This is a genomic window from Roseomonas rosulenta (assembly GCF_016106005.1).
GTDB lineage: Bacteria > Pseudomonadota > Alphaproteobacteria > Acetobacterales > Acetobacteraceae > Neoroseomonas > Neoroseomonas rosulenta.
Genome location: NZ_JACADR010000125.1, coordinates 1 through 12611 on the forward strand (window position 1 = coordinate 1; position 12611 = coordinate 12611).

13 protein-coding genes are annotated in these 12611 nt (G+C 71.7%); 10 read left to right on the plus strand and 3 right to left on the minus strand.

Features of this window, described 5'->3' with window-relative positions:
* The first annotated feature begins 176 nt into the window (after positions 1-176).
* The 4 genes from HW578_RS15215 to HW578_RS15230 all read left to right on the plus strand — a co-directional run bounded on the left by HW578_RS15215 (position 177) and on the right by HW578_RS15230 (position 3638).
* Positions 177-377: a hypothetical protein gene (locus HW578_RS15215; RefSeq protein WP_198371399.1), complete on the plus strand. Its 201-nt coding sequence runs from the start codon at positions 177-179 to the stop codon at positions 375-377.
* Between the two features lie 145 nt (positions 378-522).
* A complete protein-coding gene (locus HW578_RS15220; RefSeq protein WP_198371400.1) occupies positions 523-1221 on the plus strand; it encodes a dienelactone hydrolase family protein in 699 nt (232 codons plus the stop codon).
* Positions 1218-2501 carry an MFS transporter gene (locus HW578_RS15225; RefSeq protein ID WP_198371401.1) on the plus strand — a complete coding sequence of 428 codons (1284 nt, stop codon included), beginning with the start codon at positions 1218-1220 and terminating at the stop codon, positions 2499-2501. The genes HW578_RS15220 and HW578_RS15225 overlap by 4 nt, the downstream gene beginning before the upstream one ends.
* A 339-nt stretch (positions 2502-2840) precedes the next feature.
* On the plus strand, positions 2841-3638 hold the full coding sequence (locus tag HW578_RS15230) for a dienelactone hydrolase family protein (protein WP_198371402.1): 798 nt from the start codon (positions 2841-2843) through the stop codon (positions 3636-3638).
* Between the two features lie 185 nt (positions 3639-3823).
* Here the strand turns inward: HW578_RS15230 and HW578_RS15235 are convergent, their stop codons facing one another.
* Positions 3824-3979 carry a hypothetical protein gene (locus HW578_RS15235; protein WP_198371403.1) on the minus strand — a complete coding sequence of 52 codons (156 nt, stop codon included), beginning with the start codon at positions 3977-3979 and terminating at the stop codon, positions 3824-3826.
* A gap of 379 nt (positions 3980-4358) precedes the next feature.
* On the opposite strand from HW578_RS15235, the gene HW578_RS15240 reads away from it, so the two are divergent.
* The 6 genes from HW578_RS15240 (at position 4359) to HW578_RS15265 (ending at position 10878) form a co-directional block, all read left to right on the plus strand.
* Positions 4359-5237, plus strand: a complete 879-nt coding sequence (locus HW578_RS15240; protein ID WP_198371404.1) for a 2-dehydro-3-deoxygalactonokinase — start codon at positions 4359-4361, stop codon at positions 5235-5237.
* A 217-nt stretch (positions 5238-5454) separates the two neighbouring features.
* A complete protein-coding gene (locus tag HW578_RS15245) occupies positions 5455-6501 on the plus strand; it encodes a TRAP transporter substrate-binding protein (RefSeq protein WP_198371405.1) in 1047 nt (348 codons plus the stop codon).
* Positions 6502-6511: 10 nt separating this feature from the next.
* Positions 6512-7006 (plus strand): TRAP transporter small permease, encoded by a 495-nt coding sequence (locus HW578_RS15250; RefSeq protein WP_369407902.1) that lies wholly within the window; start codon positions 6512-6514, stop codon positions 7004-7006.
* A complete protein-coding gene (locus HW578_RS15255) occupies positions 7006-8328 on the plus strand; it encodes a TRAP transporter large permease (protein WP_198371406.1) in 1323 nt (440 codons plus the stop codon). The genes HW578_RS15250 and HW578_RS15255 overlap by 1 nt, the downstream gene beginning before the upstream one ends.
* A 68-nt stretch (positions 8329-8396) precedes the next feature.
* Positions 8397-9509: an S-(hydroxymethyl)glutathione dehydrogenase/class III alcohol dehydrogenase gene (locus tag HW578_RS15260; RefSeq protein ID WP_198371407.1), complete on the plus strand. Its 1113-nt coding sequence runs from the start codon at positions 8397-8399 to the stop codon at positions 9507-9509.
* 4 nt (positions 9510-9513) lie between these two features.
* Positions 9514-10878: a class-II fumarase/aspartase family protein gene (locus HW578_RS15265; protein WP_198371408.1), complete on the plus strand. Its 1365-nt coding sequence runs from the start codon at positions 9514-9516 to the stop codon at positions 10876-10878.
* Here the strand turns inward: HW578_RS15265 and HW578_RS15270 are convergent.
* Positions 10871-11476, minus strand: coding sequence for a transglycosylase SLT domain-containing protein (locus HW578_RS15270; protein WP_198371409.1), 606 nt, complete (start codon positions 11474-11476; stop codon positions 10871-10873). The two genes, HW578_RS15265 and HW578_RS15270, sit on opposite strands and share 8 nt — an antisense overlap.
* A gap of 428 nt (positions 11477-11904) precedes the next feature.
* On the minus strand, positions 11905-12611 hold a 707-nt coding region (locus tag HW578_RS15275; protein WP_232478991.1), incomplete at its 5' end, for a thiamine pyrophosphate-dependent enzyme.

The window sequence follows — 12611 nt, forward strand, 5'->3', positions numbered from 1 at the left end:
CGGCCAGACGCCTGGACGGGCGGCCGTCCGGCGCGCGACGGACTGCGCGCCGGAGGGCGGCGCGCGATTCCCGGCCACGAACTGCCCGGCACCGCGGCGCGCGCCTCGGGCGACCGGCGCTCACCGCTGGCGGGCTCCGGCCAGAACGGACTTCGACCCCAAGGGAGGACAGCATCATGCTCGTCTGGACGCTTGTGCTTCTCACCCTGACGCCCCACCCGCCATCGGTCGCAGGACAGGCCCTGTCGCAGCGGCATTTCGCAACGGCGCTCGAATGCGAGCGCAGCGCTGCGACGGTCGCGTTGCCGGCGGATGAGCGCCTGGTCTGCCTCCCGTCCGAAGGTGCCTCCGCGCCCGCCTTGGCTGCGGCCTTCTGATCCACGCCTCGGCTGGCCCGACGCCACCGGGAGACGTTCGGCGCGCCGCGGCGCCGCGGCTGGGATACTGTGCGTCGCCCTGGTCGCGCTCCTGGCTCTGGCGGCGAGCCCCGCCGCCGCCCGCCTCTCCGTCGAGGAACTCGGCATGCCGATCTCGATCGAGGATGCCAACGGGCGCGTCGGCCTGATGACCCTGCCGCCGATGGCGGCCGACCCGCGCCCCGCGGCGGCGGTGCTGCTGGTGCACGACACGCTCGGGCCCGACCTGCGCAGCCTGCCCTATGTCGAGCAACTCGCCGCCGCAGGGTTGATGGTGCTGGAGATCGCCCCGGAACCCGACGAACCGGAGGTCGAGACGGTGCGCCGCGGCGTCGCGGCACTCAGGGCCCATCCAAAGGTCGATCCGGCGCGCATCGGGCTGCTCGGCTTCGGCGGCGGCGCGCGGGCTGCGATGCTCACGGCCGAGGCGCAGGTTTCCTTTGGCGCCCGCGCGCTTCTCTACCCCGGCTGTGGCGGGCTGCTGCGTGATCTGCCGGCGGCGCGCACCACGCCGCGCGGCGGCCTGCTGCTGCTGCACGGCGCCGAGGACCCGGCCAATGCCGAGGCCGATTGCGCCACGCTCGCGCAGCGCCTGGCCGGTAGCCTGCCGGTTCGCCGCGTGGCGTTCCGCGGGGCGACCTACGCCTGGGACTTCCCCTCGGCAGAACCGCTGTCGCCCTGGCTCTACCCGGCTCCCGGCGACGCAGGTCGCGTCCGAATCCATCCCTGGCCCGCGCTGACCGCCCTCAGCGCCGGCGAGGTGGCAGCCTTCCTCGCCTCCGCCCTGCGGCAACGCGGCTTATGAGTCTTCGCCTGGACGCCATAGACCGCCATGCCGTGCTTCCGGCGGCGGTCGCAGCCACCGCGCGCGGTGCGAAGTGGCGGGAATTTGCCCAGGGCTGGCCCGTCCTGGCCGGCGCCTTCCTGCTCAACCTGGTCGGGTTCGGCGCGATCTACTCCTACGCGGCCTTCGCCGACGACCTGGTCGGCGCCTTCGGCAGCTCGCGCGCCTCCACCGCCCTGGTCTTCGCGCTCTCGGGCGCCTGCTGCTTCGCGGTGAGCGGCTACAGCGGGCCGCTGGCGGACCGTGTCGGGCCAAGACCGCTCGCCATCATGGGCATGGCCGCGGTGGCACTCGGCCTGACCGGAGCATCGGCGGCGCGCAGCATGACGGAGGTGGTGATCTGCTATGGCGTGGTCATCGGCCTCGGCACAGGCTTCGCGTATGTCCCGGCCATCGCCGCGGTGCAACGCAGCTTCACGGTCGGCCGCGGCCTCGCCTCGGGCATCGCGGCGGCCGGCTCGGGCGTCGGCACCGCGATGGTGTTGCCCATGGCAGACCTGCTGACCGGCTTCGGCGACTGGCGCTTCGCCTTCGCGGCCTCGAGCATCGGTGCCGGCGTCGTCGGGCTGGTGGGAGCCATGCTGATGCCCGGCATGCCGCAACAGCGCGGCGCGACCGGGCTCCAGGCCTCCGCCCGCGAAATCGGCGCGCAGAGGCTGACCGCGGCGGCCGGGGCGGGGGCCGTCGCCCAGGGCGGCTTCGTGGCGCTCTACCTCGGCGTGCTCCTGATCTCGGTCACGGTCGTCCTGCCCTTCTCGCACCTGGTCACCTCGGCGAAGGACCTCGGGCTGAGCAGGGCGGATGCGCTGGGCCTGCTCTCGATGATCGGGATCGCCTCGATCACGGGCCGCTTCGCGATAGGGACCCTGGCGGATGTCGCGGGGCGGCGCTTCACCTTCCTTGCCTGCGCGACGGCGCTTGTCGCGGCAACGACGCTCTGGGCGATGGCCTCCACGCCCGCGGCGCTGATCGCCTTCGCCATCCTGTTCGGGGCCAGCTATGGCGGCTTCATCGCGCTTCTGCCCGCCTTCACCACGGACCAGTTCGGACGCCAGGCGGCCGGCACGGTGATCGGGCTGCTCTACACGGGCCGGGCCTTCGCGGTGCTGGCCGCGCCGCTCGCCGCCGGCTTCGCCATCGAGGCGCTGGGCGGCCACCGGATCCCGGTGGGAATGGCCGCGCTGGTCGGGTTGGCCGGATTGATCCTGCTCGCGCTCGTGCCGTGGCGGCAGGCGCCCTGAGATCGCGATCGGAGGCGCCGGATCGTCGTGGAACAGATCGTGCGTTCTCGCCGTTGGGGCGCCGCTTGCGCCAAGGACGTCGAGGAGGCTCGGCCATGCGCGGTCTTCAGCAATCGTGTCGCAGCGCCACGCCCGTGTTCCACCGAAGCCGGGTCCCGCCCGAGGAATCCGCCACCTGCCAGCGACCCTGGGACTGCCGGTTGCGATGCCATGCGGCCTTCCGCCCGCCATCCCGGACCACCGCGAGGCGTCGCGAGGCGCGCTGAAGGGCATGCCTTGAGCGAAGGCGGCGCGGTGCGGCGATGCCGCACAAGCGGCAGGTGGACGATCGCCCGGGCGATGTTTGCCGCCATCCTCGGGATCACGTCGCTTGCGATCGACGTCGCTCCAGCGAAGGGAGCCGAGGGGCTCGACGCAATGGGGCTGCTCTGGTTGCCGAACGACGCGGCGCCGCCTGTGCCGACGCCCCTCGTGGTCGTGCTGCATGACGCGACCGGGATCGATCCGCGCGGGTGGCTCTATGGCGACCAGTTGATGGCGGCCGGCATCGCGGTCCTGCATGTGGAGTTGCTGGACACCCCATTTGACGGGGTGGAGTCGCGTCAGCCCTTCGACGAGGCTGAGGCGTCGATCAAGCGCCTGCGGATGGTCATCGCACGCGTCGCCCAGGACGAGCGCTTTGCGCATGCGCCGTTGGGCCTTCTCGGGTTTGGGGCATCTGGTAAGGCCGCGACGCTTCTGGCCGCCGACCCCGCCCATGGCAGTCGCATCACCGCATTGGCGCTCCTCTATCCAGGCTGTGCCCGCCTGAATGCCGCCCTGATTGACGCCGGCACGGGGCCGGCATCATCGATCCTGCTGCAGCACGGCGATGCGGATCCGGCAAACCAGGTGGCCGAGTGCGCCGCCCTGACCTCGCGCCTCTCCCGCACCGCAACTGTGCGGCGCGTGCAGTACGCCGGTGCCGGTTTCGCATGGGACCTGAGACCGCTCGGGATGGATGAAAGGCGGAAGCTGGCGCTTCCCGGCCGTCCCGATGTGCGGATCGCCGTGACCTTCTGGCCGGATGGCGCGGCCTTGTCGGCAACGCGCACAGCAAGCTTCTTCGCGGCGACCCTGGCAGTGCCGCGGCGCTGACGACCAATAACCCGCCCTGCCACCGCCTGGCCGCGGTCAAGGCGTGCTGCGGCCACCGCTCTCGCGTGGCGGCGGTGGCCGGATCAGGCTTCCCGGGGGGTTCTCTGATCGTGCGCGTCCCCATGCAGCGCGCGCCACGACGATGCCTTCCGGGGACGCCGCAACCTGCCGCCCCCGGCCTGACATCAGTTGCGCCACGCCGGAGCCGGCGCGGCGGCCGGGACCGCACCCGCCGTACGGATCGCCGCCGGGCCGCGATCCGCCGCGATGCGCGTGCTGGTATCGGGCAGCCGCCCATCCGCGAAGCGGAACACCGCGATGTTGCGGTCCCGTACGTCCATCGCGCGGGAAGGCGATGCGCCGCGCCCAGTCGCGGATCGGCACGCGCGCCACCTCCCGCGGCCCGCGCGGGGCATCGCCTCCCAGGTCGATGATGATGGCGGTGTCCGCTGGCGCATCCACCGCCAAGCGGTTCACACCGGTCTCGAAGCGTCGTCCGTTGTGGTTGCCCGGGACCGCGATCCGCGCGGTCGCCAGCAGGGACAGGGCCGATGCGCGCGCGGTCGTGCCCCGCCGAGCAGACGTGACGTGATCCTGGGCTTCCTGCCGCCTTCGGTCCCCCGCCGGATCGAAGCGGCTTCCAGCGGGTGCTCCGCGCAAGCGATTGTTGCGCCGGCGCCCCCGCCTGGGGCATTGCCATGGAGGGGCTGAGGAACGGGCATGATTGGAATCGACTGGGGTACGACGGTCCTGCGCGCCTACCGGCTGGCGCCGGATGGCACGGTCATGGCGCGGCGCGAGACGCCACGCGGCATCCTGAGCATCGAGCCCGGCGGCTTCCCCGATGCGCTGCGCGCCACGGTCGGCGACTGGATCGCCGATGGCGCACCGCCGGTCCTGGTCTGCGGCATGGCCGGCGGCCGCCTGGGCTGGGTGGAGGCGCCCTACCTGCCCTGCCCGGCCAGCCTCGATGCCCTGGCCGCCGCGGTGGTGGACGTCCCCTTCGACGGGGCGCGCGTGCGGATCGTGCCCGGCCTGTCCTGCCGCGACCGCCACGGCGTGCCCGAGGTGATGCGCGGCGAGGAGACGCAGATGCGGGGCGCGGCGCTGGGCACCGAGGCCGCGACCATCTGCCTGCCGGGCAGCCATTCCAAATGGGCGAACCTGGCCGGCGGCGCGGTCACCGGCTTCACCACGCATCTGAGCGGGGAGGCCTATGCGGCGCTGTCCGGGCACACCATCCTCGCGCGGATGATGGATGCGGATGCGCCGCATCACGCCGGCGGATTCGCGCGCGGCGTGGCCCGCGCCAAGCAGGGCGGCGGCCTCCTGCACCACCTGTTCGGCCTGCGCGCGGCCTCGCTTTTCGACGAGATCAGCGAGGCGGAGGCGGCCTCCTTCCTGTCGGGCCTGCTGATCGGGCACGAGGTCGCGGCCGCGCTCGAGGAAGGCGTGGCACCGCCCGTCATCCTGATCGGTGCGGAGCGGCTGACCTCGCGCTACGCCGCCGCACTCGACGCCTTCGGCATCCCGCACCGCATCGCGGAAGCGGATGCGGCGGCGCGCGGTCTGCACCGGATCGCATCGCGGCTGGCCTGAAGCGGGCAGCGGAGCGCAGGCGTGGCCCATCCACGCCACGGCGCAGTCCGACCGGGGGACGGCGGCTCCGATGCGGATGGCACCGGCGCCGGACCATCGCCCTCGGCACGCCGCCGCGCCCGAGCGAGGCCCTTGCGCGCCGCGGTGGGTTTCGCTTGAAACCGTGGCGAACCGGGAGCGTCATCCCGGCAAGGCTTCACCCAGGGGAAACGATCCGATGCTGCACCGCCGCCTGCTGCTGACCGGCGCCGCCCTCGCCGCGCCCGCGCTGTTCACGCCGCGCCGCGCCGCGGCGCAGGAGGTGACGCTGCGGCTGCACCACTTCCTGCCGGCGGTGTCCAACGTGCACCGCCACTTCCTGATGCCCTGGGCACGCAAGATCCAGGAGGAATCGAACGGCCGGCTGCGCATCCAGATCTTTCCCTCGATGCAGCTGGGCGGCGCGCCGCCGCAGCTCTACGACCAGGCGAAGGATGGCGTGGCGGACATCGTCTGGACCCTGCCCGGCAACACGCCCGGCCGCTTCCCGCGCATCGAGGTGATCGAGCTGCCCTTCGTCGCGCACAAGCGCGCCAGCGTGAACGCGAAGGTCACCTGGGAGCTGTTCGATCGCCACATGCGCCCGGATTTCGCCGAGACGCAGATCATCACCGCATGGGCGCATGATGGCGGGCTGATCCACGCCCGGCGCGAGGTAAGGACGATGGAGGACATGCGCGGCCTCAAGCTGCGCTTCCCCACCCGCCAGGCGGGCGAGGCGCTGAAGGCGTTGGGTGCGACCGCGATCGGCCTGCCCGTGCCTCAGGTGCCCGAGGCGCTGTCGCAGGGCGTGATCGATGGCGCCGTGGTGCCGTGGGAGGTCGTGCCCTCCATCCGCATCCACGAGATGGTGCGCAACCATGTCGGCATCCCGGGCACGCCGACCTTCTATTCGGCATCCTTCATCCTGGCGATGAACAAGGCGCGCTACGAGGGGCTGGCCCCCGACCTCAGGCGCGTGCTCGACGCCAATTCCGGCGCGGTGGCGGCCGAGATGGCGGCGACGGTGTGGGACGAGCAGGGCCCGGTGGTCGAGGAGATGGTCCGCCGCCGCGGCAACTCCATCACCGAGATCACGGTGGCCGAGAAGGCACGCTGGGAAGCCGCGACCGCGCCGGTGGTGACCGCCTGGATCGCCGCCATGCGCGAACGCAACATCGACGGCGCCGCGCTGGTCGAGGAAACCCGCGCGCTGGTCGCGCGCTTCGGGCAGGGCGTGTCCTGACGCGGCGGCGGTGAACGAGGCTCAGGCGCCGCGCGGCCCGGTCGCGCGCATTGCGAGAGGCTTCGCGCTGGCGGGTGGCCTCGCGCTGCTGGGCGTGGCCTTCATGGTCAGCACATCGGTGCTGCTGCGCTGGGTGGCCGGCGCGCCCATCAAGGGCGATGTCGAGCTGGTGCAGATCGGTGGCGGGCTGGCGGTGCTGGGCTTCCTGGCACAGGGCACGCTGATGCGCGCCAACATCTTCGTGGACAGCTTCACCACCTGGCTGCCGCAGCGCGTGAACGACGCGATCGACAGCTTCTGGAACCTGGTCTGGGGCGCGGTCGCGCTGGTGCTGGCCGAGCGCATGGCGGTGGGCGCGGCCGAGGCGCTGGCATCCCACACAACGACCATCGGGTTGCTGGCGGTGCCGATCTGGTGGGCGATCGGCCTCGGCGCGGCGGGCTTCGCGGCGACCGGGCTTGCGGGCCTCTACTGGGCGGCGCGCCTGGCACGGGGGCGCGGCTGATGGCGGAGGAATTCGTCGTCGCGGGGCTGGGCTTCGCCGCGCTGCTGGCGCTGCTCGCACTGCGCTGCCCGATCGGGCTGGCGATGCTGCTGGTGGGCTGCGCGGGATATGTCCACATCGTCGATGCGACGCGGCTGCTCGCCTACCTCAAGACCACACCCTTCTTCCTGTTCGCGAACTACACGCTCTCGGTGATCCCACTGTTCATCCTGATGGGGGCGCTGGCCGAGCGCGGCGGGCTGGCGCGCGACCTGTTCGTGGCGGCGAATGCGCTGGTGGGGCACCGGCGTGGCGGCATGGCGATGGGCGTGATCGCGGCCTGCGCCGGGTTCGGGGCGGTGTGCGGGTCCTCGGTCGCGACCACCGCTACCATGGGGCGCGCGGCGCTGCCGGAACTGCGGCGCTACGGCACGGCTCCGGGCTTCGCCGCCGGCACCATCGCGGTGGGGGGCGTGCTTGGCATCCTGATCCCGCCCTCGGTCATCCTGGTGGTCTATGCCATCAGCACGGAGCAGAACATCGCGCGGCTGTTCATGGCGGCGCTGATCCCGGGGCTGATGGCGACGGCCTTCTACATCGCGGCCGTCTGGTTCGTGGTACGCCGCCGGCCGGAACTGTGCCCGGCGGGGCCGCGCGTGCCCGCGGCGGAACGGCGCGAGGCGCTGCTCAACGTCATTCCCGTGCTGCTGATCGCGCTGGTGGTGGTGGGCGGCATCTATGGCGGTATCTTCACGCCGACCGAGAGCGCGGCGGTGGGCTGCGGGGCGACGCTGGTGGTGGGCCTGGCGCGGCGCACCCTGAAACCGCGGCATATCCTCGATGCGCTGAAGGCGACAGCCGAGACCACGGCGATGATCTTCGCGATCCTGCTCGGCGCCGAGGTGTTCAACGCCTTCCTGGCATTGTCCCAGGCGCCGGACCTGCTGGCGGTCTGGGTGAGCGAGCAGGGCTTCCCCCCCTATGGCGTGCTGGTCGCCTTCCTGGCCGTCTACATCATCCTGGGCGCGGTGATGGACGAGCTCGCGATGATGCTGCTGACGCTGCCGGTCTTCTTCCCGGTCATCACCGCGCTCGATTTCGGCCTGACCACGGAGGAGACAGCGATCTGGTTCGGCATCCTGGTGCTGGTGGTGGTCGGCATCGGGCTGACGGCGCCGCCCATCGGGCTGAATGTCTTCGTGGTGAGCGGCCTGGCGCGGGACGTGCCGATCGGGGCGATCTATCGCGGGGTGCTGCCGTATCTGGCGACCGACTTCATCCGGCTGGGGCTGTGTGTCGCCTTTCCCTGGTTGTCGCTGGCGGTGGTGCGGGCACTCACCTGAGCGCCGGGTTGCGCGCCCCCGCGCGGGCGGATCATCCTGCGCGCCGAACCAACGGAGTCCCGCGCCCCATGAAGACCCGCGCCGCCGTCGCCTGGAAAGCAGGCGCGCCGCTCACCATCGAGACCATCGAGATCAGCGGGCCGAAGCCCGGCGAGGTGCTGGTGGAGGTGATGGCGACAGGCGTGTGCCACACCGATGCCTACACGCTGTCGGGCGCGGACCCGGAGGGGATCTTCCCCGCCATCCTCGGCCATGAGGGCGCGGGCATCGTGCGCGAGGTCGGCGCCGGCGTCACCACGCTGAAGCCGGGCGACCACGTGATCCCGCTCTACACGCCGGAATGCCGGCAGTGCAAAACCTGCCTGTCGCGGCGGTCCAACCTGTGCACCGCGATCCGCGCCACGCAGGGCAAGGGCGTGATGCCCGACGGGACCTCGCGCTTCTCCTGCGACCAGGGAACCGTGTTCCACTACATGGGCTGCAGCACCTTCGCGAACTTCACGGTGTTGCCCGAGATCGCGTTGGCGAAGGTCCGGCAGGACGCGCCCTTCGACAAGATCTGCTACATCGGCTGCGGCGTGACCACGGGCATCGGAGCGGTGATCAACACGGCCAAGGTCTGGCCCGGCGCGAATATCGCGGTGTTCGGCCTGGGGGGTATCGGGCTGAACGTGCTGCAGGCCGCGCGCATGGTCGGTGCGGACAAGATCATCGGCGTGGACATCAACCCGGCACGCGAGGCGATGGCGCGCAAGTTCGGCATGACAGACTTCGTGAACCCCGACGTGGTGGGCCGCGACAAGGTGGTGCAGGCGATCATCGACCTCACGGGCGGCGGCGCCGATTTCTCCTTCGAATGCGTGGGCAACGTGCAACTGATGCGACAGGCGCTGGAATGCACGCATCGCGGCTGGGGCGAGAGCATCATCATCGGCGTCGCGGCCTCGGGCCAGGAGATCAGCACGCGCCCCTTCCAGCTCGTGACCGGGCGCAACTGGCGCGGCACCGCCTTCGGCGGCGCGCGCGGGCGCACCGACGTGCCGAAGATCGTGGACTGGTACATGGAAGGGAAGATCGAGATCGACAGCCTGATCACCCACACCATGCCGCTCGACCAGATCAACCACGCCTTCGACCTGATGCATGAGGGGAAGTCGATCCGGTCGGTGGTGGTGTACTGACGCCATGCCCGTGAACCCCGCCGATGGCGCCGTGCTCGGCGCGCTCTATGGCACCGACGCCATGCGCGCCGCGATGGGCGAGGACGCCTTCCTCCAGCGCATGCTGGATGTCGAGGCGGCGCTGGCGCGAGCGCAGGCGCGGCTGTCGATCATTCCCGCCGAGGCCGCGGCCGCCATCACCGCCGCCGCGTCAGATGCGTCGCGGCTCGACCGCGCCGCCATGGCCGCCGCCACGCGCAACACCGGCTATCCGGTGGTCGCACTGGTCAAGCAGCTTACGGCGCTCGCCGGCCCGGACGCCGGGCGCTGGACGCATTGGGGCGCGACCACGCAGGACATCATGGACACCGCCGTGGTGCTGCAGCTCCGCGATGGGTTGGCGTTGATCGAGGCCGACCTGCGCGCGACCTGCGCGGCACTCGCGCGCATGGCCGCCGCGCACCGCGACACAGTGATGGCGGGGCGCACGCATCTCCAGCATGCGCTGCCGGTGACCTTCGGCTACAAGGTCGCGGTGTGGCTCTCTCCGCTGCTGGCCTCGCTCGATGCCCTGCCGCGGGTGCGCGAACGCGCGCTGCGCCTGTCGTTCGGGGGTGCCGCGGGCACGCTGGCTTCGCTTGGCGCGCAGGGTCTGGAGGTGTCGCGCGAACTGGCGGCCCAGCTCGACCTGGCAGAGGCCGACATCCCCTGGCATGTCGCTCGCGATGGGCTGAACGAGGCGACGTGCTGGCTCGGCATCCTCTGCGGCAACCTGTCGAAGATGGCCACCGACGTCATGCTAATGTCGCAGACCGAGTATGGCGAGGTGTCCGAGCCGCATGTGCAGGGCCGCGGCGGGTCGTCGACCATGCCGCAGAAGCGCAACCCCATCGCCTGCGAATACGTCCTCGCGCAGTCGCGCGGCGTGCATGCGTTGGTGCCGCAGATGCTGGCAGCGATGGCGCAGGACCTCGAGCGCGGGACCGGCCCCTGGCAGGCGGAACTGATCGCGCTGCCGCAGGCCTTCCTGCTGGCGCATGGCGCGCTGTCACAGGCGCGCTTCATCGCCGAGGGGCTGGTGGTGGATGCCGCGCGCATGCGCGCCAACCTCGATGCGACAGGCGGGTTGATCGTGAGCGAGGCGGTGATGATGGGCCTCGCCCCCGTGCTCGGGCGGATGGAGGCGCATCACGTGGTGAACGACGCCTGCGACGCGGTGCGCGAGACCGGCGTGAGCCTGACCGACGCGCTGCTGGCCGATGCGCGCCTGGCCGGCAGGCTCGATGCCGCCGCCATCGCGCGCATGACCGACCCGGCGGGCTATCTCGGTTCCGCCGGCGCCTTCACCGACCGCGTGCTGGCGCGCGCGGCCGGCATGGGGATCAGTTAGCCGCCTCGGCCAGTTCCAGCAGCGCGGCGCCGTTACGGCGGAAGGCCGCCATCTGCGCCTGGGTCCCGCGGCAGCGTTCGCTGAACAGGTCGCTGTCGGGCGCGACCACGTCGATCTTGCTGCGCACACGGCAGACCAGGCGGGTCATCTGCCGTGGCGACCCGCCATGCCAGCGCACCACCGCCAGGCCCCAGTCGCCATAGGTCTCGTAGTGCTGGCGCAGGTAGCCCGCGGCCCAGTCGGTCGCGCGCCAGGGGTCGAGCGGCCAGTCCTGCCCGCCGCGCGCATGCACGCCGGCATTGACCTGCACGCAGCCGGCCATGGCGCGCCCGCCGGAGGCACGCAGAAGTCTCACCGCTTCCTCGCGCGATTCAGGGTAGTAGGCGCGGCCGCCGATGCTGAGCGCATGGGCGTGCAGCCCGCTTTCATTGAGCGCGATGCCAACCAGCAGGCCTTCCGGCAGGCCGTGCCTGCGTTCGGCCTCACGCGCCGCATCGAGGCAGGCGCCGCGCGGCGACTGGTCGCGCACTGCCGGCGCGGCGAGGGCGATGCCCTCGAGCGGCTCGTGCTGCGCCCAGGCCGCGCTGGACAGCGCCATGGCGCCGACCAGCACGGAGGCGAAGACTGGCGACAGCAGGCGCCGTCGCCGTCGATGGGCCGTGGCCCAGACCCGGCGCAGCCGGCTCCCGGAGGGACGGGCGACCCGCGGCGTAACGCGCGCGGGCGCCGCAACATGTCGCCGGCAGGGGGGTGCCGACGAACCATTCGCGGTCGTCATGGCCGCTACCGATCACAGCAAGGCACAAAGATCAAACAAAAATTGCCAATACGCCTCGAGCAGACGGGCAGCACAAGTAATATGGCAGGAATGCGGCGAAGTCTTTCTGAAGTAATGTTAGTTCATTTGTTCTCTGACCGGCCGAATTTTTTATCGCGAAAACTACAAAATTCACTACTCGCGGCGGCCAGGCGCGAGGCAAACCTGCTCGGCCATGGCCGCCCCCGATGCGCGTCTTGCCCCCCAGATCAGGCCATGCGGATGCTCGGGGCCGGCTGGCCTTCGATCACCACGTTCACACAGGCCGGCTTTCCGGAGGCGACGGCGCGCTCGACCGCGGGGGCGATCTCCTGCGCGCGCGTGACGAATTCGCCATGGCCGCCCAGCGCCGCCACCACCAGGTCGTAGCGCGTGCCCGGCGCCAGTTCGCAGCCATGCGCGCGGTTCGCACCGTATTCGCGCAGCTGGATCTGGTGCTCGGCATTCCACTTCGCGTCGTTGCCCACCACGGCCACGAAGGACAGGCCATGGCGATGCGCGGTGTCGAATTCCGCCATGTGGAAGCCGAAGGTGCCATCGCCCAGCACGCAGAGGATGCGCGCCTGCGGCCGCGCGACGCGCGCGGCGAGCGCGAAGGGAATGGCCGCGCCGATCGCCCCCGCCACGCCGTTGATGACGCGCGCGGGGGCCGAGAGCATCGCCTGCGCCCATTGCCCGATCTCGCCGCCATCGACGACCAGCACGCTGTCCGGCCCGGTGATGAAGGGGCGCAGCGCGTGGCACAGCGTGGCGGGGTGGATCGGGCCCTCCGGTGCGCCGGCCAGCGCCTCCCAGGCGGCGGGGCGATGCGCGATGGCCTGGGCCAGCCGCTGCGACCAGGCGGCATTGCCATGCGGCGCGATGGCGGCCGTGAGCGCGGCGACGGCGTCGGCCGGCGCGGCGAGTGCCGCGACGG